Below are 26,022 nucleotides of genomic sequence, written 5' to 3' on the forward strand. Positions count from 1 at the left end.
AGACAAGCCGGACATGGCGCGGTAGGCTGGCGGAATGATCGCCAGCCTACCTCTCTTTCACCGTATTGCCGGTCGCCCGGTCGTCGTCCTCGGAAGCGGTGAGGCGGCCGAGGCGAAGCGGCGGCTGGTCGAACGTGCCGGGGGCGTGGTCTTCGAAGATCTGGACCATGGCTGCAATGCCGGCGCCCGGCTGGCCTTCGTGGCCCATGAAGACGAAGGACCGGCAGAGGCGGATGCCTTGCGGGCGCGGCAGGCGGGATTGCTCGTCAATGTCGTCGATCGGCCGGCCTTGTGCGATTTCACCGTGCCTTCCGTGCTGGACCGGTCCCCGGTGTTGGTGGCGATCGGCACCGGAGGGGCATCGGCCGGGCTCGCCAAGCAGCTTCGGCTGCGGCTGGAAGTGCTGCTGCCGTCCACGCTGGGGCGGCTTGCCCAGGCCCTGTACGACGCGCGTGGGCGATTGCGCGCCCGATTTCCCGATGCTGGCGAGCGTCGCCGCGCGCTCGATGCCGCGCTGGGGCAGGGCGGCGCGCTCGACCCGCTGGACGATGCGGCCGCGGATCGTGTCGAAGGCTGGCTTGCCGGTGCTGCGGCGATGGCCTCGGGCCGGGTGGAGATATGCCTGCGCAGCGACGATCCCGAAGACCTGACATTGCGCGAAGCCCGTCTGCTCGGGTCCGCGGACCTTGTTCTCCACGAGGTGGGCGTTGCCTCTGCCGTGCTCGATCGTGCCCGCGCCGATGCCATGCGGCGGGAACTTTCGGCCGTTGATGAAGCGGGCGGAAGTGGGCTGGTCGTAATTCTGCGGGCGCCGTGACCGATTTTAAAAAGTATTGTTGGTCACATTTCCGGCATGCCGGTGTCTTGATCCGTGGCCGCGCTTGGTTAATTATCTTTTTATAATTGCAAGGAGTTAATTCATATTGGTGGGCGCGGTGCGGCACCTTTGTCCGATGGCGGTCTGGACATCATGCCATAGGGGATAATTTTGCAGCAGCTGGAATCACCGACATCCTTGCTTCCGCGGATCGATATTTCCCGGATACCTGAACTTGAACATCTGACGGGACTTTTCGGTACGCTTTGCGATGCCGCGCACCGGTATTCGCTGGACGACAACCGGGCCGAACTGCTCGATTGCCTCTATGCCTTCCATCCCGGCGCGTGACGCACAGCGGGCAGGCATCCGGAAGATGGCAGGTTTCGCGATTGGCATGACCGACTGGGAAAGCGGCCAGCGGCGCTTGGCTTCGGCCGTGAATCGCTGGCGTTCGAATGACGCGGTGGCGCCGGTGCTGGCCGCATTGGGGCGGTTCGCCGATGGCGCCGCGATTAACGATTGCCCTTCGCTGGGGGCACTGTTTCGCGCCGATCCGGAACCGGCCGAAAAGGTTCTGGACAGTTTCGTTCATGAAGCCGTGGCCGCGATGGCGGCGATCCCGCTTGGCCAACTGCCCCTTCGCCATGCGCACCGGCGGGCGGCGCACACACTGCTCCTGGCGCGTGAGCGGGAGGCAAGCCTTGCGGTCACCGTTTACGACGGGGCGGCATTGTCCCTGCAACCGGCACCGCGCAGCGCGGATTTCGCGCCGGTGGAGACGTGGCTGCGGGTCGTCTCTGGAACCGGCTCCGCTGCGCTTGTGGCGCGGAACCCGGTGTCGGCCGGCCCTCTCGACCGGGCGGAGGTCGTCCTGCGACCGGGCGACGTGATCCACCGCGATGGCAGGACCGAAGCGCTGCGGGTGCGTGCGGCAGAGGGCACGCTGGTCGTCCTGCGCCTGCAACGGCCGATTGGCGCGGCGGACGCAGCTTGCGAGTTCGCGTTGGACGATGGCGCGATTCTGAACCGGGCGGCAGCGCGGGTGGAAGACAGCCGGCTCGAACTGGCGATTTCCGTGCTTGTGGCGCAGGGCCGCCGCGATGCGGTTCCCGCGCTGGGCCGGATTGTCGGTGGATCCGGGGCGGCGGCCTTGCGCTGGTCGGCTCTGCGGGGCGTGCTTGGGCTGGATACGCGTGCGGGGATGGTTCTGCTCGGCGAGCTTGCCGATGGGGATGACGCGGCGCTTGGCGCCGCCGCGCGTGCGCTTCGTAGCGATTTTCTGAAGGAATGGCCGGAACTGGAAAAGGTGACGCAATGGCGCGGGTGATGACGCGGCGGGATCCGACCAGCGCCTCGCTGGCGGAATGTGCGGAGGCATTGGCGGGCTGGGGCTTCGATCCGCATGAGGACGTCAGCCTGTCCCATGCGGCAAGCTGGTTGCAGCGGCTGGGCAACGATCGGCAGTTCCTGGGCGATGTGCTGGTGGACCTGCTCGCGGGGTTGGCGCCAGTGCCGGCCGATGCCGAGGGACTGGTGGGCGGCGGCCCGCAAACGATCCTGCTGGTGCCGCCGGGCCGGGGGGACTTTTCCATCCGCGCACGCATATGGCCCTCCCCGCGCGAGGCGGTCTATCGCGCCGGCACCCCGGCTGCTTGCGGCTATGGGCAAGCGCACGACTTCGCCACGGACGTGCTTACACTCGGCTATTTTGGGCCGGGCTACATGGGTGAGGACTACGAATATGCGCCCGACGCGGTCATCGGCTACGAGGGGGAACCGGTCGATTTGAAGCTGGTGGGACGGGGCCCGCTGGATGAAGGGCGGCTGATCCACTACCGGGCCCGCCGCGACGTGCTGCTGCGCCATCCGCCGGACGCGCTGTCGGTTTCGATCGACCTCGTGCACACCGATCCCATGCAGGGATGGGCCAGCCATCACACTTTCGACATGCGGCGGGGCGAGATTACCGACCTGCTGGGCCATGGCCCTTCGGAAAGCCTGCTGCGGATCGCGGTCGCGCTTGGCGGCGTGGAGGCGACGGATCTTGCCGCGCGGTTCGGCAAGACCCATCCCAGCGATCGCATGCGGCTGGTCGCATGGCAGGCGCTGGCGGCCCAGGCGGGCACCGTTTCGGCGCGTGACGAGGTCTGGAAAGCGGCCGAACGGTCCGGCAGCCGGCTGGTCGCCGAAGTGGCCGCACGGCAACGGGCGGAGGGCTCGCTGCGGTTCGATCGCTGAGGGCGGGGCTATCGGTTGTCCGTCGGGGCGGCCGACAAGGCTAGAGCGTTTTCTAATCAGGTGGAATAACCTGATGACTCGGAAAACTCGGCAAACCAAAAACTTAGAGCAGTTGATCCGATGCAATCGGATCAACTGCTCAAGGGACGTCAGAACATCCCGCCGGCCAACGCGTCGATCGCGCCTTGCAGGATCACTGCGGCGGCGGCCGAATCGATGCGGGTGGCGCGCTTGGCGCGGCTCATGTCCTGTTCGATCAGCCCACGCTCCGCGCCGGTGGTGGACCAGCGTTCGTCCCACAGCAGAATCGGCAGGCCCAGCGCGGCAAGGTTGCGGGCATAAGCGCGGCTCGATTGCGATCGCGGGCCTTCCGATCCGTCCATGTTGAGCGGCAGGCCGATGACGATGCCCTTGATCGCTCGTTCGCGGATCAGTTCTTCCAGCAGCGCCTTGTCAGCGCCGAACTTGCCGCGCTTCAGCGTCTTGCCGGGCGAAGCGAAGCGCCAGCCGGCGTCACAGAAGGCCGTGCCGATGGTCTGGGTGCCCAGGTCGATCCCCAGCAGGGCGCCGCCCGTTTCCGGCAGTGCGTCCCGATACTCGAGCGCGCCGGTGGTGATCACTGTGCCGTCTGCCATCTAGGCCGTCCTCTTCGCGAATGGACGGCCCTCATAGAGAGGTCGTGTGCTCCGGGGAAGCGGGGGCGAGATCGTCGTTGCGCTCCGCCTGTCGTTCCAGCCAGATCTTGATCATCGCCACCAGCGGATCGGCAAGCGCCAGTCCCAGCAGGCCGAACAGCACGCCCATGATGAGCTGCGCGGCCAGCACCAGCGCGGGCGGCAGGTCCACCGTCTTGCGGGCGATCAGCGGCACGATCAGGTAGCCGTCGATCAGGTGGATCAGCGCATAGACGAAGATCGTGTAGAGCCCCATCTCGTAGCTGCCCGAAAAGCCCACCAGGATCATCAGCATGCCGGAAATCGGCGCACCGATGTTGGGCAGGAAGGCCAGCAATCCGGTGATCAGCGCCAGCAGCGTCGCCATCGGCACGCCGTAGAATTCCAGCATGACCCAGGTGAACAGCCCTTCCACGGTCATGCCGATCACGCGGCCGAACAGCAATCGGCGCAGGGCCTGGCCCATGACTTCGGCGGTTTCCTCGAAATGGCCGCGCCGTTCTTGCGGCAGCATCCAGCCGACGCCGCGCCGATAGAGTCGCGGCTCCATCGCGAAGTAGATGCCCAGCACCAGGATCAGGAACAGCGTGGTCAGCCCGCCGATCAGGCCGCCGACCATGCGGGTGACTTGCCCGATGCCGCCGCCGACGCCGCTGATCGCCTCCCGCGCGAGCGATCGCATGTCGGTGACGCGCATCACGAAGCCGTGACTTTCCAGCCAGAGGGCACCGCGATGGAACTGGCTTTCCAGTGTGGCGGGAAGCTCCGCCGCCTGCGATGCGATCTGGCTGCCGGCGAAATCGCCCATCCAGATCACGAAGGCCAGCGCCAGCAGCAGCACCAGTCCCACGCGCCATCCGCGCGGGATCTTCAGCACTTTGCCCAGTACCCGCGCGCCGCCGTCGATCAGCGCGGCGACGACCACGCCGCCGAAGATCACCAGCAGCGATTGCGAAAGGAATACGACCAGCGCGAAAAGCGCGGCCATGCCGATCCAGACGAAGGCCTTGCGTGCTTCCGTGCGGATCAGCGGATCGGTGATGTCGGTTGGCCCGGCCCGCTCTTCCAGCGGGGCCGAACCGTGATCGGTGTGACCCGCGCCGCTCACTTCCAGGCCTTGGTGGGATCGACCGGCGGGCGCAGGCTGGAGAAGGCCCGGCCCTCACGCAGCGCCTTCCACCAGGTCAGCGGGTTCCAGGTCTGCGTCCCGTCCAGCGAGAAGGTGATGAATTCCGCGCGGCCGCCGATGTTGGTCAACGGCACCGGGCCGCCAAGCCCGCCGCCGGGCTGGCCGAACACATCGGTTTCGAACGGGGCGCGGCTGTCTGCCGAGCGGTCGCGGTCGTCGCCCATCAGGAAGACATGGCCTTCGGGCACCTTGATCTCCGGGTAATTGTCCAGCTCCTGATCGATATAGTCGATCACATCGTAACTGGCGCCGTTGGGCAAGGTTTCACGATAAGTCGGCAATTCGTAGACTTCTTTGCCGCTGGGCAGGCGGGTGCGGAACATCTCGAAGCCGTCGTAGCAGTGGCCGGGCTCTGCATCGCCTTCGCAGTGCAGCGAATCGTCGGCGGGAATCCGTACCGGCGGTTCGACCTGACGCGGCACGAACTTGCCGTTCAGCCGGATGCGCCCGTCGATCACCGCGATCCGGTCCCCGGGGCGCGCCACCACGCGCTTGATCAGGTCCGCCGTGCGATTGCCGGGCACGACGATGACGATGTCGCCATATTCGGGCGTGCGTTCGAAGAGATGCCAGGTGCTGCGCGGCAGCAGGTGGAAGCTGATCGACGACCAGTTCCAGCCATAGGGATACTTGGAAACCACCAGACGGTCGCCCACCAGCAGGTTCGGCATCATCGAGATCGACGGGATGTAGAACGGCTTGGCCAGCAGCGAATGGAACGCCAGCACGCCCAGCAGCATCAGCGCCAGACCGCGCAGTTCCTGCAGCCAGTTCACCCTCTCCTTCGCCACCGGCGGTTGCGGAGCGGGCGCGTTTTCCGGTGCATTCTGAGGAGCGGGGGGCTGGGGAAAGTCTTCGGCCATGGTGAAGGGCACAGAACTCGAATCAGGATTGGGGAAGGGTGCGGGCTTCGATGACCACGAAGGCCTGGGCCCATGGGTGGTCGTCAGTGAGTGTCAGGTGAACGACCGCCTCGTAGCCTGCCGGCACCATCGCGTCGAGCCGTGCTTTTGCGCCGCCGGTCAGAGCCAGCGTCGGCGCGCCGGACGGGGCGTTGACCACGCCGATGTCCTTCATGAAGACCCCGGCCTTGAAGCCGGTGCCTACCGCCTTGGAATAGGCTTCCTTGGCCGCGAAGCGCTTGGCCAGCGTGCCGGCAATCGTGTGCGGCCGGCGCGCGGCCTTGGCGCGCTCCACATCGGTGAAGACGCGGTTGAGGAAACGCTCGCCATAACGGTCGAGCGAGTTCTGGATCCGCTCGATATTGCAGAGGTCGGAACCGAGGCCGATGATCATCGCGATCCTCCCGTATCATGGCCCAGGCGAAAGCCGGGGCCGTTTTGGATCAGGCGCTGCGCCAGCGGCGCGCGATCCCGACTGGGGCCGGGATGGCGGGGCCTGCAGGCGCGCATTTCCTTCACCGCACCTCATCCATCAGGGTACGCATCTTCTTCACGCTGGTCTCCAGCCCGCAGAAAATGGCCTCCCCGATCAGGTAGTGCCCGATGTTGAGTTCCGCCAGTTGCGGAATCGCGGCAATCGGCTGCACGTTGTCATAGGTAAGGCCATGGCCGGCGTGCGGCTCGATGCCGTTCTTGGCAGCCAGCGCCGCCATGTCGACGATGCGGCGCAGTTCCACCGCGACCTGATCGCCTTCGGCATGGGCATATTCGCCGGTGTGGAACTCCACCACCGGCACGCCCAGCTTCATCGCCGCTTCGATCTGGCGCGGTTCGGGGGCGATGAACAGGCTGACGCGCACGCCGGCATCGGCAAGGCGCGCCACGATGGGCGCCAGGCGATTGTGCTGGCCGGCAGCGTCCAGCCCGCCCTCGGTCGTGCGCTCCTCACGCCGTTCGGGCACGATGCAGGCCGCGTGGGGGCGGTGACGCAGCGCGATCTCCAGCATCTCGTCCGTTGCGGCCATTTCCAGGTTAATCGGCAAGCGCGTGGCGGCCGCAACGCGCTCCAGATCCTCGTCGCGGATATGGCGGCGATCCTCGCGCAAGTGGACGGTGATGCCGTCTCCTCCCGCCGCCGCGACGATCGCCGCCGCCCGGGCCGGATCGGGATGTTCGCCGCCGCGCGCATTGCGGATGGTGGCGACGTGGTCGATGTTCACGCCAAGGCGCAGGCGGGACGGATTGAGCACGGAAGTCATCGGCAGTTCACCATGGTTCGATGCGGATGCGAAAGGGACCGGAAGTGGCGTGCGACGACCGGGAAAGCGAGTATCGCCAGAGCGATAGCAGGTCTTCCGGGAAGTCGCACGGGCGTGCGCCGAAGCGCTTACGTCTGGGCGCGGCTGCCGGGCTTCACGGCTTGCGTGGCGGCCAGCTCAGCCGGCAGTTCGTCCGGCGCGTAAGTCGGGAAATTCAGCGCGACCAGCGGGAAATAGGGCACGCCAAGGTCCACCGAGCCGCCCGAACGGTCCACCAGCGATGCGGCTGCGATCACTTCGCCGCCGGCTTCCTCGATCGCCTTGATTGCTTCGCGGCTGGAAAGGCCGGTGGTGACCACGTCCTCCACCATCAGCACCTTGTCGCCCGGCTCCAGCGCGAAGCCGCGGCGCAGTTCGAAGGTTCCGGTGGGGCGTTCGACGAACATCGCGTCCACCTGCAGCGCACGGCCCATTTCCTGGCCGATGATCACGCCGCCCATCGCGGGCGAGACGACCTTTTCGATCGACTTGCGAATATCGTGGGGGAGTTTTGCAGCCAGCGCGACGGCGAGTCGCGCGGCGCGGTCCGGGTTCATCAGAACGCGCGCGCACTGCAGGTAGTGGGCGCTGTGGCGGCCCGAGGAAAGCAGGAAATGCCCCTCAAGCAAGGCCTTGCTGGCGCGGAACTCGGCGAGGACTTCTTCTTCCTGCATCGGGGCGTAATCCTTTGGTGCAATTTGCAATGTTCAGGCGCGATATCGCGCCATGGAGAAACGAAAATCCCCTAGAGGCGCTTGAGACAAGCGGCAAGGCCGCGTATAGCCCCCGCAGAAGGGGGCAAAAGCCTCCGCAACAGGGGTGTGCGCTTGGGAGGCGACTCACAGTAGACGGCTCTCTGGCGCGAATAAGAAAACGGGAAAGCGCTGAATCCATGACATTGGGCAAGACCGTTCGTAATTGGGGCGAGGCTGCAAAGGCTCTCGGACTGGCAACCGCTGCGATGGGCGCCGTTTTCGGCGGTTCCGTCACTGCGTTCGCGGCGGAAGCAGCTGCATCCGGCGCGGCTGCTGCCGGCAGCTACACGCCGATGAAGCCCACGCCGGGCATCGGCATGCCGGTCCCCGGCGCCATCGGCCTTCAGCCGCAGTTTTCCCGCATCGGCGAAGACGGCTACTGGATGCACGATATCGTGCTGATGCCGATCATCACGGCGATCACCGTCCTGGTGCTGTTCCTGCTGGTGGTCATTGCGGTGCGCTACAACCGCCGCAGCAATCCCGTTCCTTCGAAGACCAGCCACAACACCGTTCTCGAAGTGGTGTGGACGCTGCTTCCCGTGTTGATCCTGATCGGCATCGCGGTTCCTTCGATCGATCTTATCGCCAAGCAGTACAAGCCGGCCCCCAAGGGCGCGCTGACCATCAAGATCACGGGCAACCAGTGGTTCTGGACTTACGGCTACCCCGATAACGGCGATTTCGAGGTCGTCTCGAACATGCTGAACATCCCCGGCCAGCCGATCATCAACAACGGCGTGCGCGAAGTGGGCTCCAAGCCCTGGGACGGCCCCTCGCACCTTGAGGTGGACAACCGCATGGTCGTGCCGGCGGGCGAACCGATCCGCCTGCAGATCACCGCGGCCGACGTGATTCACTCGTTCGCGGTGCCCTCGCTCTGGTTCAAGCTCGACGCCGTTCCCGGCCGCATCAACGAGAAGGTCCTCTTCGTAGAGAAGCCGGGCGTCTATTACGGCCAGTGCTCCGAACTGTGCGGCGCCAAGCATGGCTACATGCCGATCGCCGTGGAGGCTCTGCCCCGCGCGCAATACGATGCCTGGGTGCTGACCCACGCCGGGGCCGTGATCGACGGTCAGGCCAAGCCTGCAGCTGCCCCGGCGGCTGCTTCAACTGCTGGCGCGGCACCTGCCGCGGCTGCTACGGCGGAAGCTTCCGAAGCACCTGCCACCGACGCCACCGCAGCCGCCGAATAAGAGCGAATTGAAGGACAGGGTCCAGACCATGGCAACCACAGCAGACCACTTCCAGGGCCACGCCGAAGGGCATGGCCCAGATCACGGCCACGCGGATCACAAGCCGGCCTTCTTCGCCCGCTGGTTCATGTCGACCAACCACAAGGACATCGGCACGATGTACCTGATCTTCGCGATCTTCGCGGGGCTCATCGGTGGTGCGGTGTCCGGCATCATGCGCGCCGAGTTGGCAGAACCCGGCATCCAGTACCTAGGCTTCTTCGCGAAGCTGGCGGGTGACAATCCTTCCGACTTCAACGCCACGCTGCACATGTGGAACGTGCTGATCACGGCGCATGGCCTGATCATGGTGTTCTTCATGGTCATGCCCGCCATCATCGGCGGCTTCGGCAACTGGTTCGTTCCGCTGATGATCGGCGCGCCGGACATGGCGTTCCCGCGCATGAACAACATCTCGTTCTGGCTGACCGTCGCGGGTTTCTGTTCGCTGATGTGCTCTGCCTTCGTGCCGGGCGGCACCGGGATGGGCGCGGGCACGGGCTGGACGGTCTATGCACCGCTTTCCACCTCGGGCTCGGTCGGCCCGGCGGTCGACTTCGGCATCTTCGCGCTGCACCTTGCCGGTGCCGGCTCGATCATGGGCGCGATCAACTTCATCACCACCATCTTCAACATGCGTGCCCCCGGCATGACCATGCACAAGATGCCGCTGTTCGTGTGGTCGGTGCTGGTCACCGCCTTCCTGCTGCTGCTTTCGCTGCCCGTCCTTGCCGCCGCGATCACGATGCTGCTGACCGACCGCAACTTCGGCACCACCTTCTTCGATCCCGCCGGCGGCGGCGATCCGGTGCTCTACCAGCACCTGTTCTGGTTCTTCGGCCACCCCGAAGTCTACATCATGATCCTGCCCGGCTTCGGCATCATCTCGCAGATCGTCTCCACCTTCTCGAAGAAGCCGGTGTTCGGCTACCTCGGCATGGCCTACGCCATGGTTGCGATCGGCGTGGTCGGCTTCATCGTCTGGGCGCACCACATGTACGCCACCGGCATGTCGGTGAACACGAAGATGTACTTCACCGCCGCCACCATGGTCATCGCGGTGCCCACCGGCATCAAGATCTTCTCGTGGATCGCGACGATGTGGGGCGGTTCGGTCGAGTTCAAGAGCCCGATGGTCTGGGCGATCGGCTTCATCTTCCTCTTCACCGTCGGCGGCGTGACCGGCGTGGTGCTGGCGAACGGCGGTGTGGATGACGTGCTGCACGACACCTACTACGTGGTCGCCCACTTCCACTACGTGCTCTCGCTGGGCGCGGTGACGGCACTCTTTGCCGGGTTCTACTACTGGTTCCCGAAGATGAGTGGCCGGATGCACTCCGAATTCCTCGCCCACGTCCACTTCTGGATCTTCTTCGTGGGCGTGAACATGATCTTCTTCCCGATGCACTTCCTGGGTCTCCAGGGCATGCCGCGCCGTTATCCGGATTATGCGGAGGCCTATCACCACTGGAACCAGGTCGCGACCGAGGGCTACATGATCATGGCCGTTAGCATCGGCGTCTGGCTCATCAACATCGTCTACGCCTTCACCGCCGGCAAGAAGGCCGAAGACAACTACTGGGGCGAAGGCGCCACGACGCTGGAATGGACGCTGTCCAGCCCGCCGCCGTACCACCAGTTCGAAACGCTGCCCGTCATCGGCGAAACGGCGCACCACTAAGCCGCTTTGAAACGCCGTCCCGGAGCGATCCGGGACGGCGTTTCGGTATCGGCGTCACGCGTTGCGCAACGCAGGCCCTCGCTTTTGCGGCGCTTGCGGGTGTATGGGCCCAAGACCATGACTACCACGAGTCCCACTTCCACGAACTCCGCGCCCACTGCGGCGCCGCTCCCTGCCGACTGGCGTGACCTCTTCGCGCTGACCAAGCCGCGGGTGATGACCCTTGTGATCTTCACGGGAATCTGCGGCTTGCTGGCCGCGCCCGAGCGTATTCACCCGATCCTGGCCTTCACCGCGATCCTCTGTATCGCCATGGGCGCCGGCGGTGCCGCCGCGCTCAACCAGTGGTGGGAAGCCGATCTCGACGCGGGCATGAAGCGCACCGCCAACCGCCCGCTGCCGCAAGGCCGCCTCGATCGCACGACCGCACGAGACTTCGCCGGCGTGCTCTGCGCCGCCTCGGTCTTCCTGATGGGCTTTGCGGTGGGCTGGCTGCCCGCGGCGATCCTGGCGATCTCGATCTTCTACTATGCCGTCGTCTACACGATCTGGCTGAAGCCGCGCACGCCGCAGAATATCGTGATCGGCGGCGGCGCCGGCGCGTTCCCGCCGCTGATCGGCTGGGTGGCGGCCACCGGGCACGTCTCGCTGATGCCGGTGCTGCTGTTTGCGATCATCTTCTTCTGGACCCCGCCGCACTTCTGGGCGCTCGCGCTGTTCGTGAAGAGCGACTATGCCAAGGTCGGCATCCCGATGATGCCGGTGGTCGCGGGTGAGAAGGCCACGCGCCGCCAGATCCTGCTCTATGCCGTGCTCCTTCTGCCTTTGGCCGTGCTGCCTTGGGCGATCGGCGGCACGCACGCGATCTACGGCATTTCCGCAATCGTGCTGTCCAGCTTGTTCCTTGCGCTTTCGGTCCGCGTGGGCCTGCGTGAGCGCAGCGGCCCCGACGATACGATGAAGCCGGAAAAGCAGCTGTTCGCCTATTCGATCGTCTACCTCTTCGCCCTGTTCGCGGCGCTGGTGGTCGATCGCTTCATCGTCTTTTGAAAAGAGGCCCCATGACCGAATCGCACATCGAACCCGGCCAGCCTGATCCGCGCACTCCGCAGGAGATCCGCCGCAGCCGAAACAGGGTGCTGGGGCTCGGTCTGGCAGCCTTCGTGATCCTGGTGTTCTTCATCTCGATCGCGAAGATGAGCTGAAGATGGGGGCGGCAACCGAAACGCGCAGCAACAAGCGCGTCGCGTTCATCGCCCTGTCGATGGCTGTGGGGATGCTGGGACTGGGTTTCGCCTCGGTGCCGCTTTATCGGATCTTTTGCCAGGTGACCGGTTACGACGGCACCACGCGCCGCGTGGACGAGGCGCAGGCCGCCGCCGTGCAGGTGACCGACAAGACCATGTCGATCCGCTTCGACGCCAATGTCGAACGCGGAATGCCCTGGCAATTCAAGCCGCTCCAACGCACCGACACGGTTACCATCGGTGAGCGCGACATGGCGCTTTTCTGGGCCAAAAACGATTCGGACAAGGTGATTACCGGCACTGCCAGCTTCAATGTGGAGCCCGAACAGGCAGCCCGGTACTTCAACAAGATCCAGTGCTTCTGCTTCACCGAACAGACCCTGCAACCGGGTGAGGCGGTGAAGATGCCGGTGATATACTACGTCGATCCGGGCATCCTGAACGATCCTGACAACAAGGACGTTCAGCAGATCACGCTCAGCTATACCTTCCACGTCACCGGCATCGCCGATGCGGCGCCGGATGCGAAGGCACTGGACCGCAAGCAGACGGGCGGTTAAGGCCTTCAACGGGAAATAAATCACGGGGGAACCAAGCTCCCCCGATAAAGATTCGAACAGGCAGATTCGAGCAAACGGGGACGAAGGCACCATGGCCGGTACCAAGAACCACGATTACCATATTCTTCCGCCGGACATCGCGCCGTTGGCGACCACTATCGGTGCATTCACGTTCACCACCGGCATGGTGTTGTTCATGCACAAGATGCCAGGCGGCGCGTTCGTGCCCTGGCTGGGCATGACGATCCTGCTGGCCTCGATGTTCATGTGGTTTTCCAAGATCATCAAGGAAGCGCACGCGGGCGATCACACCCCGATCGTGCAGTTGCACCAGCGCTATGGCATGATTCTGTTCATCGCTTCGGAAGTGATGTTCTTCGTCGGCTGGTTCTGGGCCTTCTTCGACTTCTCGCTGTTCCCCTCGACCATTGCCGAGGTGGTGGGTGGCCAATGGCCGCCCAAGGCGATCGAAGCGGTGATGGATCCCTTCGACCTGCCTCTGCTCAACACGCTGATCCTGCTCTGCTCCGGCACCACGGTCACCTGGGCGCACCACTCGCTGATCCATGGCGACCGCGATGGGCTGAAGAAGGGCCTTTGGGCAACCGTGCTGCTCGGCCTGCTGTTCACCTCGATCCAGGCTTTCGAGTACCTGCACGCCCCGTTCCCCTTCGGCCAGAACACCTACGGTTCGGTGTTTTACATGGCGACCGGGTTCCACGGCTTCCACGTGATCGTCGGCACCATCATGCTGATCGTTTGCCTGGTGCGCGCCTACAAGGGTGATTTCACGCCGCGCCAGCACTTCGGTTTCGAGGCGGCGGCCTGGTACTGGCACTTCGTCGACGTCGTGTGGCTGTTCCTGTTCGTGGCGATCTACGTCTGGGGCGGCTGGGGTCACCCGACGCACTGACCGCCGCTGAACGGCATTTGCTTCGGTTCTGACCGAATCCCCGAGGGCAGCCGGACCAGCGTCGGCTGCCCTTTTTGGTTTTTCGGCTCCTGTGTGGGCCGCACGAGGATATCCGATCTTGCCCCGCATTCCCGTCCTGCCGACGCTTCTTGTTCTTGCCGCTGCCGGCGTGATGGTCTGGCTCGGCTTTTGGCAATTGCGCCGGCTGGACGAGAAGGAGGCACTGCTGGCCCGCTATGCCTCCGCGCAGACCACCAGCGAAGAAGTGCTGTGGCCTCGCGACAAGGCGGCGCAGGAGCAACTGCTCTACCGCCGCGCGCGGATCGATTGCGCCGGTGCGGCGAACCGATCGAGCATGGCGGGGCACAACGCCGCCGGCGAATCGGGCATGGCGCAGACGGCCGAATGCGTGCTGGCGGATGGTTCGCGGGCCCTCGTGGTGCTCGGTTGGTCACGCATGCCGATGGCTGGGGGTGACTGGAACGGCGGCACGCTGCACGGCGTGATCGCGCCGGGACCGCGCCTGGTTGCCGAACCTTCGGTCGCGGGGCTGGAGGCGAATGCGATTCCCGATCCTTCCGAAATTCCCAACAACCACCTCGCCTATGCAGTCCAGTGGTTTGCCTTCGCGGTGACGGCACTGGTGATCTACGCGCTGGCGCTGGTGAAGCGAGGGCGAAAGTAAGGCGCTGCTCGCTGGTGGAGTGGCAATAACTGCGAGCAAGAGCGTTCTACGCGCCAAACAAACCTCCTTGTCTCCGCGCAGGCGGAAACCCCGCTTCTCTTCGCTAGCGTGGTCAAAGGTAGCGGAGCCCCTACCTGCTCGGAGGCGACGGGGTGATATTTCGACATGGAGCATTTATGGAATTGATGCTGCCTGACGCCGACGCGCTTCGATTGGGCCGATTTCCGTCCACTCAACCGGCCCCGAACTACGCCCCCTTTAGGAATTGTTCGCGGGCCAGCCCAACGACAGGCTTTTCATTTCGCGCCCCTGCGGCTAACCGCGCCACCATGGAATACATCAGCACCCGCGGCAGCGCACCGGCGCTCGATTTCGAAGGCGCCACGCTCGCCGGTCTCGCCTCCGACGGCGGCCTCTATGTGCCGCGCGAGTGGCCGCGCTTCTCCGCCGAAGAGATCGCCGCGATGGCGGGCCTGCCTTACGCCGAGCTGGCCGCGAAGATCATGTTCCCCTTCGTCGAGGGCAGCCTGACTTATGACCGCCTGCTGGAACTGACCACCCAGGCTTACGGCCGCTTCGCGCACAAGGCGGTGACCCCGCTGAAGCAGTTGGACGAACAGCAGTGGGTGCTGGAACTGTTCCACGGCCCCACGCTGGCGTTCAAGGACGTGGCGCTGCAACTGCTGGGCCTGCTGTTCGAGGAATTCCTCGGCCGTTCGGAGCGCAACCTGACCATCGTCGGTGCGACTTCGGGCGACACCGGCTCGGCGGCGATCGACGCGGTGGCCGGGCGCGCCAAGGTCGATATCTTCATGCTGCACCCCAAGGGCCGCGTGTCCGACGTGCAGCGCCGCCAGATGACCACGGTGCTGGCGCCCAACGTCCACAACATCGCCATCGACGGTTCGTTCGACGATGCGCAGGCCACCGTGAAGCGCATGTTCAACGACAAGGCGATGACCGACCGCTTCGCCATCGGCGCAGTGAACTCGATCAACTGGGCGCGCCTGATGGCGCAAGTGGTCTACTACTTCGCCGCCGGCCTCCAGCTTGGTGCGCCGCATCGCAAGGTGGCCTTCTCGGTTCCGACCGGCAACTTCGGCGACGTCTTCGCCGGCTATGTCGCCGCGCAGATGGGCCTTCCGGTCGAGAAGCTGATCGTTGCCACCAATGTGAACGACATCCTCCACCGCGCGCTGGCCGAGGGCGACTATTCGCAGGGCACCGTCACGCCTACGGCTGCACCCTCGATGGACATCCAGGTCTCGTCGAACTTCGAACGTCTGCTGTTCGACCTCAATGGTCGCGACGGCAAGGCGCTGGCCGAGCAAATGGCCGGGTTCGAAGCGACCAAGGCCATGCAACTTACCAATGCGCAGCGCGAAGGCGCTGCCGCACTGTTCTCCTCCGCGCGCACCGATGCGGACGAAATGGCCTCGACCATCCGCTGGGCCTGGGAAAACTGCGGCGAGCTGATCGATCCGCACACCGCCTGCGGGCTCTTCGCCGCCCGCACTGCCGGAATCGACGCGAGCATCCCGGTCGTCACGCTGGCGACCGCGCATCCGGCCAAGTTCCCGGATGCGGTCGAACGTGCCACTGGCCAGCGCTCGGGCCTGCCCGCGCGCGTCGGTGACTTGTTCGAGCGCGAGGAAAAGTGCGTCGAACTGACCGGCGACTACGATTCTATCGCCGCTTTCGTGGCCGAGCACGCGAGCCCGAAGATCTGATGGCACGCCTGGAAACCCAACCCGTCATCCTCGCCGGAGAGGGCTGGGACGATTACGGCCTTGTCGATTCGGGCCACGGCCGCAAGCTGGAGCGCTATGGCGACTACCGCTTCGTGCGCCCCGAACCGCAGGCGATGTGGACGCCGCGCCTTGAAAACTGGGACGCGCACGGTGAATTCGTGCCCGGCTCGGATGAGGATGGCGGTGGCCGCTGGCAGTTTGACAAGGCCGTGCCGCGCGACGGATGGCCGCTCGCCTGGAACGAAGTCAGCTTCACGGCGCAGTGCACGCCTTTCCGCCATCTCGGCTTCTTCCCGGACATGGCGCCGGTGTGGGACTGGATGCGCGAGATGCTGGCCGGTCGCGACGATGCGAATACGCTGAACCTGTTCGGCTACACGGGCGTGGGCACCCTGGCGCTTTCGGCGCACGGCCCGGTCACGCATGTCGATGCGTCCAAGAAGTCGGTCGCTCAGGCACGCGAGAATGCGGCGCTGGCCGGGCTTCAGGATCGTCCGGTCCGCTGGATGATCGACGATGCCGCCAAGTTCGCCGCGCGCGAAGTGCGCCGGGGCAAGCGGTACGACGGCATCATCCTCGATCCGCCGAAGTTCGGCCGCGGCCCCACGGGCGAAACCTGGCGCCTGGAGGAGAACCTTCCCGGCCTGCTCGCCGATTGCCGCCAGCTTCTGGACGGCGACAGCAAGTTCCTGTTCCTCACCGTCTATGCCGTGCGCATGTCCTCGCTGGCGCTGGCCGGGCTGATGGAGGAACTGTTCCGCGATCTGCCGGGCACCATCGAGCATGGCGACCTTTCGGTGCGCGAAGACAATGATGGCCGCCTGCTACCGACGGCAATCTTCGCACGTTGGCGCAATAACGGCTAAAGGCGCGCGCTATGACCGCCATGACCGATTCGCTCATCCTCGAAGTCGCCGATTTCGAACACGACGTTCTCACCGGGATCTACTCGGAAGAGACCGGCAAGCCGCAGCCGCTGCGCTTCACCATTCAGGTGGCGATGAAGCCGATCGACCGGTACACGCCCGATACGCCGCTGACCGAGAGCAAGAACTACATGGACCTCAAGTTCGCGGCCAGCGATGCGCTGCCGCAGGGCGTCCATTTCAAGCTGATCGAGGCAGTGGCCGATCACGTCTGCGAAACGCTGTTTCTGCAGGACGCGCGGATCGAGGCGGTGACGGTGAAGATCGTCAAGCTCGCCATTGCCGAAGCGGGCGAGAAGATCGGCATCACGCTCACCCGGCAGCGCCGTTGAGCGTGATTCTGCGCGTCGGTCCGCTGGCGGATAGTCCGCTCGACGCCGCCGCGCAGTTCCATGCCGACGTGCTGCCCCGCGTGGGCACCGCTCTGGCCGAAGCCCCGGCGCTGACGCTGGTTTTCGCCGCTGCCGATCATACCCACCGGGGCTGGCGCCTCGCCGCCGTGCAGGCGCTGGCGCGCGATTATGCGCCGGCGCGGATCAACGGGCTGGAGGGCGACGACCCGTCCGCCATCGACGCAGCGGCGATCTACTTGTCCACGGCGGAAGGCGTTACCGGACAATTGCTTCGCCTCGATGGAATAGGCGCCGGGGCAATGCTATAGCAGGGGCATGAGCGCACGAACGCCTTTGGTCGATCAGTTCCGGCGCCGCATCACTTACCTGCGGCTTTCGGTGACCGATCGGTGCGACTTGCGCTGTGCCTATTGCATGCCCGAACGCATGACTTTCTTGCCGCGCAAGGAAGTGCTCTCTCTCGACGAACTGCACAGGTTGGCGCTCGGCTTCATCGGCCGGGGCGTCACCAAGCTGCGCCTGACCGGGGGTGAGCCGCTGGTGCGGCGCGACGTGATCGAACTTGTTCGCGCACTCGGCCGCAAGCTGGGAGACGGCTTGGAGGAACTGACCCTCACCACCAATGCCACGCGCCTTGCCGAATTTGCCGACGATCTGGCGGCAGCGGGTGTGCGGCGGATCAACGTCTCGCTCGACACGCTGGACCGCGGGACGTTCGAGCGCATCTCGCACCGCGATTCGCTGCCGCAGGTGCTGGAAGGGCTGGCGGCGGCGAAAGCGGCGGGGATGGCGGTGAAGCTCAACACCGTGGCGCTGAAAGGGCTGAACGAGGGCGAGATTCCCGAGATCGTCGCCTGGGCGCACGGGCAGGGGTTCGATTCGACGCTGATCGAAGTCATGCCGCTCGGCGAGGTGGAGGAAGACCGCATCGACCACTACCTGCCGCTGACGGCTGTGCGCGCGGACCTTGAACGGCGCTGGACGCTGACGCCCAGCGATCACCGCACCGGCGGCCCGGCGCGCTATTTCGATGTGGCGGAAACCGGCGGGCGATTGGGCCTGATCACCCCGCTGACCGAGAATTTCTGCGAATCGTGCAACCGTATCCGCGTCACTGCCACCGGCCAGCTCTATGCCTGCCTTGGCGGCAGCGAGCGGGTAGACCTGCGCGCGGCGCTGCGGGGCGATCAGCCGGAAACGGCGCTGGATGCCGCGCTCGACATGGCGATGCGGATCAAGCCCGAACGCCATCACTTCGCCATCGAATCGCGCGGCGATGCACCTGCACTGGCACGCCACATGTCGATGACGGGGGGCTGAGGATGACGGCGAAGCTGGTGTTCCTTGGCCGTCTGGAGGATTTGGCCGGCCGTGCTGGCGAGGAGATCACCCTTACCGCGCCGCTCGATTGGTACGATGTGATCGGCTGGCTGGGTGACCACTATCCGCCAAACCTCGCCGATACCATCGCCGGCGAGAAGGTGCGGCTAGCCATCAATGGCGCGCTCATCCCCGACAAGCACACGCTGGTTCTGGCCGATGGGGATGAACTGGCCTTCCTGCCGCCGGTTTCCGGGGGTTGAGATGGACAGCGACGTTCGCCTGCTGACCGAACCGTTCGATCCTGCCGCGCTGTTGACGGCGTTCACGGCCGGAGTGCCGGAGGCGGGCGGCGTGGTCACCTTTCTGGGGCAGGTCCGCGCCGGAGAGGGCGTGGAGCTGCTGGAACTGCGGCACTACGACCCGCTCACGCTGCCGGCGATGCGAGAGCTTGCCGGGCGGGTGCGCGGGCGCTGGGATCTCGACGGGCTGCTGATCGTCCACCGCAGCGGCCAGATCGCGCCCGGCGCACCGATCGTGCTGGTCGCCGCCGCCGCCCGCCATCGCCGCGATGCCTTCGCCGCCGCCGATTTCGCGATGGATCACCTCAAGAGCGAATCGTGGTTCTGGAAGCGCGAGAAGCGCAACGGCGAATGGCACTGGATCGAACCACGCGGCCAGGATTTCGAGGATATCGCCCGCTGGGGCTGACCAGCGGTTTGATTCGCATCAATGAAGTGCCGCCGGGCTTGCGCGATGACATGCACAGGAGGGCATCGCCATGTCGCAGCGTCTCAGCCAGCAACAAGTCCGCGAACTGATCGTCGAATCGCCGGTCGGAATTCCCGCACGCACCATTGTTGACCGCAGCTTCGGCCTGCCGATCGCGCTCTACGTTGCGACGGCAGCGCTCTACCTCGCTTTCATCGGCGTGATGGCCGGATCGTTCCTCAACCCGGAACTGGCCGTGCCCATGGTGATCTTCGCGGGCTTCGTGATTCTGGCCTTCGGCCTTGCCGGCGGCTGGATCCGGATGAAGCCTGCAAACGACGACGCGCCGCCCGATTGGGCCCAGTTCCATGGGCCGGGTTTGGCGCAAACGGAATCGAAACGCCAAGCAGAAGGCTGACGGCAGGGGAGGCGACCATTCAGTCCTCCTCCTTCCTGTGCTGATCCTGGGATGGGGACTGGCCGTCGCCCTGATCGTCGCCTCAACCTGATGCCTGGTCCCCGCCGGGGGGCTTCTCGGGCCGGAAATCGGGGCTGCTTGGATACCCCTCCCTCTTTCGAAGGGGGAGGGGTTTTCCGTTCAGGTTCCCAGTCGGGCGTCCAAGGCGGAAACCACCTCGTCCTGCGCATTGACTTGCGCCTGCACTTGTTGGCGGGCGGCGTCGATGCTCTTGGCGCTGGGCGATTCCTGGGTGGGCGCGGCGTCGCGCGCATCCGCGTACATGGTGTCGAGTTCGGCCAGCGCGGCCAGTGCGGGATCGCGGCTGGCCTGCAGCGCCGATACCGCTACTTGCGCCGAGAGCCAGGCATCGCTGCCCCGCGCGGAGCCTGCGGCGGCCACGGCGCGCTCCGCTATCGGGCGGCGGGTGGCAAAGGTGCCGTCTGCCTGCTTGGCGGAGGCCAGAATGCCATCGATTCGGCTGACAAGGTCGGCACTGGCCGGCGGCAATGGTAGGGGCGCGTCCGAAGGATCGGGCGCGACGGGCGTCATGCGCTCTACCGGACGATAGGCCAGCGAAGGATATTGGCTGGCCGAGGAACAGGCGGCGAGACCTGCAGCGAGGAAAAGCGGCAGCAGGCGGGCTTTTGCGCGGATCATGTGCCGTGCCATAGCACGCGTGCCGATAATCGCGAGCGGCAATCGCTCGCCAGTTGTGCGTAGCTGCGCTATGGGCGGTGGAGAGTTAGCCGTTCGGTCATGCAAGAGTCGCATTTCTGCGGCTTAACGCCAAGTTCGTGCCCACGCCTCGGCAAAGTCCTTGGTTGACACGAATCGGTGGTTGCACTAACGGCACCCACTCTTTCCGGTACCTCGTTCATGAACGGGGTGACGGCGCGTCGCCCGCAAGGCTCCACGGTTCCTCGTCGGACCTGAGCGGCCGGGGCAAGTTTGTTTCGGCCCATCACGGGCACACATAGAGATTAGGTAAGGGCACCATGTTCGCAGTTGTGCGCACGGGCGGCAAGCAGTACCGGGTTGCCGCCGGAGACAAGATCGCGGTTGAAAAGCTGGCTGGTGAAGCCGGAGAGACCATCACGCTGGGCGACGTTCTGCTCGCCGGCAACGACGGCGAAGTCGCTGACGCCTCGAAGATCACGGTTTCGGCCGAGATCATCGCTCAGGCAAAGAGCGAAAAGGTCGTGGTGTTCAAGAAGCGCCGCCGCCACAACTATCGTCGCAAGAACGGCCACCGCCAGCAGATGACCCTGCTGCGCATCGTGTCGGTCGCCTGAGCCAAAGATCGGAAGGACTGAGCAATGGCACATAAGAAAGCAGGCGGTTCGTCGCGTAACGGTCGCGACTCTGCGGGCCGCCGCCTTGGCGTTAAGAAGTTCGGCGGTCAGGAAGTGATCGGCGGCAACATTATCATCCGTCAGCGCGGCACCCGCGTGTACCCGGGCGTGAACGTCGGCATGGGCAAGGATCACACCCTGTTCGCCACCGCCGAAGGTCGCGTGCGCTTCCACGACGGCAAGCAGGGCCGCAAGTACGTCTCTGTGGACGTAATGGCAGTAGCCGCCGAATAATCGGATGGTCGATAAAAGGGCCATCCCGACGGGATGGTCCCGCCGATCTTCATGATCGGCTGAACGAGGGAGAGGGGCCAGCCCGTCTCCCTCTTTTCGTGTCTCCCTCACTCGTCGCCCGCGTTCAGACCAACGCAAATCTCGCGCATTTTTCCCTAAAATGTGCCTGATTTCCGCCAATTGGCCGCGCGCGTAATCGCATTGTCACGCGTCCTTCCTATGAAGGAGGTGGGGCTGATGAGTGGAGATACGTTATGTTCATTCGCAGCGAACGCCTGTTCCTGCGGCCGGGCTGGCCCGAGGACCGGGATGAGCTTCTGACGCTGGTTGCCGACGAAACCGTCGTTCGCAACCTCGCGCGGGCACCCTGGCCTTATACTGCCGACGATGCCCGGCGCTTTCTCGATCTGCCTGAGGATCGGTTTCTGCCACGCTTCCTGATCACCCAGCCTGGCGCTGCCGGCGCGCGGCTGCTTGGTTGCGTGGGGCTTTCCGAAATCCAGGGCGAAGCCAATCTCGGCTATTGGATCGCGCGCGAACACTGGGGGCAGGGCTTTGCCAGCGAGGCAGCCCGCGCGGTGCTTTCGCTCGCCCGCTCGATCGGCCACAAGCGCATTGTCGCCAGCCACTTCATCGACAATCCGGCCTCGGGCCGGGTGCTCGAAAAGGCAGGCTTCGCGCGCACCGGCAGGATCGTCGATCGCTTCAGCCAGGGTCGCGGAACGGCCTATCCGTCACGCGAATACGCGCTCGAATTCGACGTGCCCTGCGATTGCGACGATGATTCGGACAATCGCGGTGTGGCTTCCGCCCGAATGAATCCGGCACGGATGCCCCCTCGCCGACACGCGGCCTGAAGGTGTCGGAATCGATCCCGTTTCGATTCCGATCGCCCCTCCAGTCGGCGGGAACAGGGACTCCACGGAGGCTGTTCCCGCGCGAAAATTAATTCGTCTCGTGCCAACCATCCGCCCTGGATTTGGCGGTGCCCGGGAGGCGGCGCGCCGCAAATGCCGTGCATCGCATGCGCAGGTGATGCATGGTGAGGCTGCGGGACAAAAAACAAACGGAGAGCCGTGACATGTTCGTCCGCACGGAGAGGCTGTTTCTCAGGCCTGGCTGGCCTGAAGATGTCGACGAACTGGTGGAGGCCATTTCGGACGACGCCGTTCAACGCAATGTCGGTGTAAGCGTGTTGCCGCGCTCCGCGCAGGCCATGCGCGATTATCTGGTGCTGGATCGCGATCCGCGCCTGCCCCATTTCTTCATGTACTTGCGCTCGCCCGGCGGACCCCGGCTGGTGGGTGGCATCGGCCTTGGCCGGTTCGAGGGCGCGGTGGAGATGGGCTACTGGATCGCGCCCGCCTACCGGGGCAAGGGATATGCCCGCGAGGCGGTGCGGGCCTTGCTGGCGCAGGCGCGCGCACTGGGTCATCGCCGGGTCTTCGCCAGCTATTTCGAAGAAGCCCCCGCCATCCGCAATGTGCTGGAAGCGACTGGATTCAACGATAGCGGCGAAATTCGCGAGCGTTTCAGCCACACGCGCGGGATGCCGTTCAAGGCGCACCTCTATGTGGCGGAACTAGATGGTGACGATGGCCCGCGCCATGCGCCGGAGCGAATCGTGGCGCCCTGTATGGGGTGAGGGTGCACGGGGTGAGGGTGTATGGGATGAGGGGCATGAGTGAGGCGCGGGCGGCTCCGTACCCACGCCTCACGCCTCTCCCGATGTCGACTTCAAGCGCCGGCACCCGGAGCCCGACGTTCAGGCCTGCTCGCGATCGAGCCATGCCGGCTTGAGCGCCGGGTCGATATCCTCGACTCGCAAGTGGTCGATCGCGAAGCCGAGATCTTCGTAGGCGATCCGGCGGCGCTTTTCGTCCGACCGGGCGAGCGGCACCACGATCAGGCGGCGGTTGACCTTCTGCCGCCAGTTCATCCGCGCGGTGTTTTCCTGCCCGACATAGCAGCCCTTGGTGAAGCTGACGCCGTTCAGTTCCACCGCATTGCATTCCAGCCAGAGCGTCTCGCCATCGCCCAGTTCGGCGCGGCCTTCGGGCACGCCCATGCGCAGGCGATGCGTGCGCCAGGCGGCGTCCGCGCCGGGTTCGTGCTCGGCCGGATCCATCTCGTCGATCCGGCCGACCCAGCGTTCGCCAAGGGCATGAAGGCGCGGATCGGGCGCGGCGCCGTCCCCCACATGCGGGCGCCAGTGGACCGAAAGCCGGTCGTCACGCGCGATGTCGATCGCGCGGCGCAGGCGGTACATCGACAGGCGCTTCACCAGCGCATCCGCGGCATCGGCCTCGCAATCGATCAGCAGGTCTTTTCCGGAAGGCCAGACGATGAAGTCGAACAGCGCCTTGCCTTGCGGGGTGAGCAGCGCCGCCCAGGCAGGCAACTGCGTCTTCACGTCGGCCGTCACCAGCCCTTGCAGGAAATCGCTGACGTCTTCTTGCGAATCTGGGCGGGGCGAAAGCCGGATCACGGCGCGGTCGAACAGGCGGCTGGCAGTCATGGCCGTTAAGTGGGGCAGCGGGCGCCCGGGTGCAAGACACTGGATTCGGCAAAAAAGCGGGAGTGCCTGTTGCGGGATCAAAGGGCGCGGGCGATCAAGACCCGGCGCGGCGGCGTCGCCATAGCCATTGGCCCCACTTTTCCATTTATTGGAACAGCTCGGTCGAATTTATCCCGATTTCCCGATGGCTCATGGCGGGCTATCTCTCGCTTCAAGAATTCCACTTCTCTTCCAAGGATACCTGAGATGACCGGACGCATTGCCCACCCCAAGGTCGAAAAGCTGATCGTGGCCCGCTGGTCGCCGCGCGCCTTTGATGGCAGCGAGATTCCGCAGGAAGATCTGGATGTGATTTTCGAAGCCGGCGGCTGGGCCCCTTCGGCCTACAATGTGCAGCCCTGGACCTTCCTCTATGCGAAGAAGGGCGATGCGAACTGGGACCTGTTTCTCTCGCAGCTGATCGAGTTCAACCAGGGTTGGGCCAAGGACGCCTCGGCACTCGTCTTCGTGGTTTCCGATAGCCAGATGCGTTCGGACAAGGGCAATTCGAACAACCACAGCCACAGCTTCGATGCCGGCGCGGCATGGGCGCTGGCCGCTCTGCAGGCACAGGCGCTGGGCTACCACACCCACGGTATGACCGGCCTGAAGTTCGGTGAGGCGGAAGCGGCGCTGGGCATTCCCGCCGACCACCGCCTGGAAGCCGCCTTCGCCATCGGCAAGATGGGCGACAAGACCTCGCTCCCAGAATTTCTGCAGGAGCGCGAAGTGGCCAGCAACCGCAAGCCGGTGGGCGAGATCGCCAAGGCCGGTAAGTTCGCCTGACTCAGGTTCGCCTGACACCTCTCGCCTGATTTCCCCCCGATCAGGCTGACGGCGCCCCATCCTCCTCCCCCGCAAGGGGCGCCTCCTGAACCCGGTCCGCTTCCTCCCGGCGGACCGGGTTTTCTCTTGCGCGGATCAGAACCCGATTTTCACGCCGGCCATCACCCGGTTGCTGACGACGCCGGAGGGCATCGCGACCGAATCCAAGTGCACATCGGCGACGACGCCCGGCGCGATCTGTCGTTCGGCGCGGCCAAGGCCTTCGGTCACCTTGTAGGTATCGGGCAGCGGGTGGACGCGATTCGCCTCCGGATCGGGCGCGCAGACGACGATCTCGCCGGGGCGCCCCTCCGGGCAGCGTTTGCGCACGATCGTGATGCCGTTCCGATCGGACGTGCGTAGCCGTGCCAGGTCGAACGCATCCAGCACCTGTTCGGCGGCGGGTGGCGGGACGGCGGGCGAATCAACAGGCGAATCGGCGATGGGCATGCAGGTCGCACTCCGGCAGGCGCGCCCCGAACGAGGCGTTTGCAGACAACCATTTGATCGTGGCCGATTTACGGCAGGCGCGCTGCGGCACAGTCAGGCTTGTCTGCCGAAAAGCATCTCTCGCGTGGATTGGTGGGCACGAATCGTCCATAGGCGCCGCACCGGGCGCTTGAAGGTCCGGCTCTTGCGAGGAGGTTGGCGCGATCGTGGCGCTGAACAGCATCATCACTACCCAGGCCGGCGGCAAGCGCCGCTTCGGACCCATGCGCGCGGCTTTGGGCGCGCTTTTCGGTATCGCCATGGCGGGCGCGCTGACGCGTCTGCTGGAGGGCGGGTACGATCCGACGCTGCCGTTCCTGGTCGCCCCGCTCGGCGCGTCGGCCGTGCTGGTCTTCGCGGTTCCGGCCAGCCCGCTGGCACAGCCCTGGCCGGTGATCGGCGGCGACCTGCTTTCGGCGGTCGTCGGCATCGCGGTGGGCAAGCTGGTGGGCGATCCGTGGCTGGCGGGCAGCCTTGCGGTGGGGCTGGCGATCGCGGTGATGATGGCGACGCGCTGCCTTCACCCGCCGGGCGGTGCCTGCGCACTGCTCTGTGCTCTGGGGGCGACCGGAACGCCGGCCTGGGGCTGGGCGCACCTGCTGCCTTTCGCGATCAACGTGGTGACGCTTTGCGCCGTGGGCTGGCTCTATAACAATGCCACCGACCACCCCTGGCCGCACCGCGTGCCGCCAGTCGCCCACAAGCCGGGTGAGCCCTACACGCGTGAAGATATCGAGGCATTGCTGGCGGAGTGGGACGAGACGCTGGACGTCGATCCCGACGATCTGGACGCTTTCGTGCAGGCCCTGCTGAAGCGCGGAGCGGCACGGGGCTGAGCCCCTTGCGC

34 protein-coding genes are annotated in these 26,022 nt (G+C 65.3%); 25 read left to right on the top strand and 9 right to left on the bottom strand.

Annotated features, from left to right (window positions below):
• Positions 1–34 precede the first annotated feature (34 nt).
• From WBP07_RS18330 to WBP07_RS18345, 4 genes are all read left to right on the top strand, one after another.
• Positions 35–817: an NAD(P)-dependent oxidoreductase gene (locus tag WBP07_RS18330; protein WP_395393173.1), complete on the top strand. Its 783-nt coding sequence runs from the start codon at positions 35–37 to the stop codon at positions 815–817.
• Between the two features lie 171 nt (positions 818–988).
• On the top strand, positions 989–1,168 hold the full coding sequence (locus tag WBP07_RS18335) for a hypothetical protein (protein ID WP_395393174.1): 180 nt from the start codon (positions 989–991) through the stop codon (positions 1,166–1,168).
• A gap of 25 nt (positions 1,169–1,193) precedes the next feature.
• Positions 1,194–2,147, top strand: coding sequence for a hypothetical protein (locus WBP07_RS18340; RefSeq protein ID WP_395393175.1), 954 nt, complete (start codon positions 1,194–1,196; stop codon positions 2,145–2,147).
• Positions 2,135–3,058, top strand: a complete 924-nt coding sequence (locus WBP07_RS18345; RefSeq protein ID WP_395393176.1) for a transposase — start codon at positions 2,135–2,137, stop codon at positions 3,056–3,058. The genes WBP07_RS18340 and WBP07_RS18345 overlap by 13 nt, the downstream gene beginning before the upstream one ends.
• Before the next feature lie 149 nt (positions 3,059–3,207).
• Here WBP07_RS18345 and ruvX read toward each other — a convergent pair whose 3' ends face one another.
• The 6 genes from ruvX to pyrE all read right to left on the bottom strand — a co-directional run bounded on the left by ruvX (position 3,208) and on the right by pyrE (position 7,795).
• Positions 3,208–3,693, bottom strand: coding sequence for a Holliday junction resolvase RuvX (gene ruvX / locus WBP07_RS18350; RefSeq protein ID WP_395393177.1), 486 nt, complete (start codon positions 3,691–3,693; stop codon positions 3,208–3,210).
• A gap of 31 nt (positions 3,694–3,724) precedes the next feature.
• Complete coding sequence (locus WBP07_RS18355; RefSeq protein WP_395393178.1) at positions 3,725–4,840, bottom strand: AI-2E family transporter; 1,116 nt, start codon at positions 4,838–4,840, stop codon at positions 3,725–3,727.
• Positions 4,837–5,784 carry a signal peptidase I gene (gene lepB, locus WBP07_RS18360; RefSeq protein WP_395393179.1) on the bottom strand — a complete coding sequence of 316 codons (948 nt, stop codon included), beginning with the start codon at positions 5,782–5,784 and terminating at the stop codon, positions 4,837–4,839. Before lepB ends, WBP07_RS18355 begins: the two co-directional genes overlap by 4 nt.
• Before the next feature lie 22 nt (positions 5,785–5,806).
• Entirely contained in the window at positions 5,807–6,217 is a 411-nt protein-coding gene (gene acpS / locus WBP07_RS18365; protein WP_395393181.1) for a holo-ACP synthase, read from the bottom strand.
• Between the two features lie 121 nt (positions 6,218–6,338).
• Positions 6,339–7,082: a pyridoxine 5'-phosphate synthase gene (locus tag WBP07_RS18370; RefSeq protein WP_395393183.1), complete on the bottom strand. Its 744-nt coding sequence runs from the start codon at positions 7,080–7,082 to the stop codon at positions 6,339–6,341.
• Between the two features lie 128 nt (positions 7,083–7,210).
• Entirely contained in the window at positions 7,211–7,795 is a 585-nt protein-coding gene (pyrE, locus tag WBP07_RS18375) for an orotate phosphoribosyltransferase (RefSeq protein WP_395393184.1), read from the bottom strand.
• A gap of 218 nt (positions 7,796–8,013) precedes the next feature.
• Between pyrE and coxB the strand changes: the two genes are divergently transcribed.
• From coxB to WBP07_RS18450, 15 genes are all read left to right on the top strand, one after another.
• Positions 8,014–9,072 carry a cytochrome c oxidase subunit II gene (coxB, locus tag WBP07_RS18380; RefSeq protein WP_395393185.1) on the top strand — a complete coding sequence of 353 codons (1,059 nt, stop codon included), beginning with the start codon at positions 8,014–8,016 and terminating at the stop codon, positions 9,070–9,072.
• A 28-nt stretch (positions 9,073–9,100) separates the two neighbouring features.
• The gene (gene ctaD / locus WBP07_RS18385) at positions 9,101–10,792 is read left to right on the top strand and encodes a cytochrome c oxidase subunit I (protein WP_395393186.1); all 1,692 of its coding nucleotides are present in this window, start codon (positions 9,101–9,103) and stop codon (positions 10,790–10,792) included.
• A 117-nt stretch (positions 10,793–10,909) separates the two neighbouring features.
• Entirely contained in the window at positions 10,910–11,842 is a 933-nt protein-coding gene (locus WBP07_RS18390; RefSeq protein ID WP_395393188.1) for a heme o synthase, read from the top strand.
• 11 nt (positions 11,843–11,853) lie between these two features.
• Complete coding sequence (locus WBP07_RS18395) at positions 11,854–11,997, top strand: hypothetical protein (RefSeq protein WP_395330430.1); 144 nt, start codon at positions 11,854–11,856, stop codon at positions 11,995–11,997.
• Between the two features lie 2 nt (positions 11,998–11,999).
• The gene (locus tag WBP07_RS18400; protein WP_395393191.1) at positions 12,000–12,599 is read left to right on the top strand and encodes a cytochrome c oxidase assembly protein; all 600 of its coding nucleotides are present in this window, start codon (positions 12,000–12,002) and stop codon (positions 12,597–12,599) included.
• Positions 12,600–12,690: 91 nt separating this feature from the next.
• On the top strand, positions 12,691–13,512 hold the full coding sequence (locus tag WBP07_RS18405; protein WP_395393193.1) for a cytochrome c oxidase subunit 3: 822 nt from the start codon (positions 12,691–12,693) through the stop codon (positions 13,510–13,512).
• A gap of 118 nt (positions 13,513–13,630) precedes the next feature.
• Positions 13,631–14,197 carry an SURF1 family cytochrome oxidase biogenesis protein gene (locus tag WBP07_RS18410; protein WP_395393194.1) on the top strand — a complete coding sequence of 189 codons (567 nt, stop codon included), beginning with the start codon at positions 13,631–13,633 and terminating at the stop codon, positions 14,195–14,197.
• A 329-nt stretch (positions 14,198–14,526) separates the two neighbouring features.
• Positions 14,527–15,927 carry a threonine synthase gene (thrC, locus tag WBP07_RS18415; protein ID WP_395393196.1) on the top strand — a complete coding sequence of 467 codons (1,401 nt, stop codon included), beginning with the start codon at positions 14,527–14,529 and terminating at the stop codon, positions 15,925–15,927.
• Entirely contained in the window at positions 15,927–16,814 is an 888-nt protein-coding gene (locus WBP07_RS18420) for a class I SAM-dependent methyltransferase (protein ID WP_395393198.1), read from the top strand. Before thrC ends, WBP07_RS18420 begins: the two co-directional genes overlap by 1 nt.
• A 20-nt stretch (positions 16,815–16,834) precedes the next feature.
• Positions 16,835–17,206, top strand: a complete 372-nt coding sequence (locus WBP07_RS18425) for a dihydroneopterin aldolase (protein ID WP_395393201.1) — start codon at positions 16,835–16,837, stop codon at positions 17,204–17,206.
• Positions 17,207–17,208: 2 nt separating this feature from the next.
• Entirely contained in the window at positions 17,209–17,535 is a 327-nt protein-coding gene (locus WBP07_RS18430; RefSeq protein WP_395395833.1) for a Rossmann fold domain-containing protein, read from the top strand.
• Positions 17,536–17,542: 7 nt separating this feature from the next.
• Positions 17,543–18,547, top strand: a complete 1,005-nt coding sequence (gene moaA / locus WBP07_RS18435) for a GTP 3',8-cyclase MoaA (RefSeq protein WP_395393202.1) — start codon at positions 17,543–17,545, stop codon at positions 18,545–18,547.
• Positions 18,548–18,549: 2 nt separating this feature from the next.
• Positions 18,550–18,810, top strand: a complete 261-nt coding sequence (locus tag WBP07_RS18440) for a MoaD/ThiS family protein (RefSeq protein WP_395393204.1) — start codon at positions 18,550–18,552, stop codon at positions 18,808–18,810.
• 1 nt (position 18,811) lies between these two features.
• Positions 18,812–19,258 carry a molybdenum cofactor biosynthesis protein MoaE gene (locus WBP07_RS18445; RefSeq protein ID WP_395393206.1) on the top strand — a complete coding sequence of 149 codons (447 nt, stop codon included), beginning with the start codon at positions 18,812–18,814 and terminating at the stop codon, positions 19,256–19,258.
• Positions 19,259–19,328: 70 nt separating this feature from the next.
• Positions 19,329–19,676, top strand: a complete 348-nt coding sequence (locus tag WBP07_RS18450) for a hypothetical protein (RefSeq protein ID WP_395393208.1) — start codon at positions 19,329–19,331, stop codon at positions 19,674–19,676.
• 180 nt (positions 19,677–19,856) lie between these two features.
• Here WBP07_RS18450 and WBP07_RS18455 read toward each other — a convergent pair whose 3' ends face one another.
• Complete coding sequence (locus WBP07_RS18455; RefSeq protein ID WP_395393210.1) at positions 19,857–20,375, bottom strand: hypothetical protein; 519 nt, start codon at positions 20,373–20,375, stop codon at positions 19,857–19,859.
• Between the two features lie 338 nt (positions 20,376–20,713).
• Here WBP07_RS18455 and rplU point away from each other — a divergent pair, with 338 nt between their 5' ends.
• The 4 genes from rplU (at position 20,714) to WBP07_RS18475 (ending at position 22,949) form a co-directional block, all read left to right on the top strand.
• A complete protein-coding gene (rplU, locus tag WBP07_RS18460; RefSeq protein WP_132268078.1) occupies positions 20,714–21,010 on the top strand; it encodes a 50S ribosomal protein L21 in 297 nt (98 codons plus the stop codon).
• A 24-nt stretch (positions 21,011–21,034) separates the two neighbouring features.
• On the top strand, positions 21,035–21,304 hold the full coding sequence (rpmA, locus tag WBP07_RS18465) for a 50S ribosomal protein L27 (RefSeq protein ID WP_395393213.1): 270 nt from the start codon (positions 21,035–21,037) through the stop codon (positions 21,302–21,304).
• A 254-nt stretch (positions 21,305–21,558) separates the two neighbouring features.
• Positions 21,559–22,161, top strand: coding sequence for a GNAT family N-acetyltransferase (locus WBP07_RS18470; RefSeq protein ID WP_395393215.1), 603 nt, complete (start codon positions 21,559–21,561; stop codon positions 22,159–22,161).
• A 224-nt stretch (positions 22,162–22,385) separates the two neighbouring features.
• A complete protein-coding gene (locus WBP07_RS18475) occupies positions 22,386–22,949 on the top strand; it encodes a GNAT family N-acetyltransferase (RefSeq protein WP_395393217.1) in 564 nt (187 codons plus the stop codon).
• A gap of 120 nt (positions 22,950–23,069) precedes the next feature.
• Here WBP07_RS18475 and WBP07_RS18480 read toward each other — a convergent pair whose 3' ends face one another.
• On the bottom strand, positions 23,070–23,822 hold the full coding sequence (locus WBP07_RS18480) for a YgfZ/GcvT domain-containing protein (protein ID WP_395393218.1): 753 nt from the start codon (positions 23,820–23,822) through the stop codon (positions 23,070–23,072).
• A 246-nt stretch (positions 23,823–24,068) separates the two neighbouring features.
• Here WBP07_RS18480 and WBP07_RS18485 point away from each other — a divergent pair, with 246 nt between their 5' ends.
• Positions 24,069–24,647, top strand: coding sequence for a nitroreductase family protein (locus WBP07_RS18485; protein ID WP_395393220.1), 579 nt, complete (start codon positions 24,069–24,071; stop codon positions 24,645–24,647).
• 135 nt (positions 24,648–24,782) lie between these two features.
• Here the strand turns inward: WBP07_RS18485 and WBP07_RS18490 are convergent, their stop codons facing one another.
• Positions 24,783–25,136 carry a hypothetical protein gene (locus WBP07_RS18490; RefSeq protein WP_395393221.1) on the bottom strand — a complete coding sequence of 118 codons (354 nt, stop codon included), beginning with the start codon at positions 25,134–25,136 and terminating at the stop codon, positions 24,783–24,785.
• A 206-nt stretch (positions 25,137–25,342) separates the two neighbouring features.
• Here WBP07_RS18490 and WBP07_RS18495 point away from each other — a divergent pair, with 206 nt between their 5' ends.
• Positions 25,343–26,011 (top strand): HPP family protein, encoded by a 669-nt coding sequence (locus tag WBP07_RS18495; protein ID WP_395393223.1) that lies wholly within the window; start codon positions 25,343–25,345, stop codon positions 26,009–26,011.
• The last annotated feature ends 11 nt before the right edge of the window (positions 26,012–26,022 follow it).

It is taken from the genome of Novosphingobium oxfordense (genome assembly GCF_044029435.1).
Taxonomy (GTDB): Bacteria; Pseudomonadota; Alphaproteobacteria; order Sphingomonadales; family Sphingomonadaceae; genus Novosphingobium.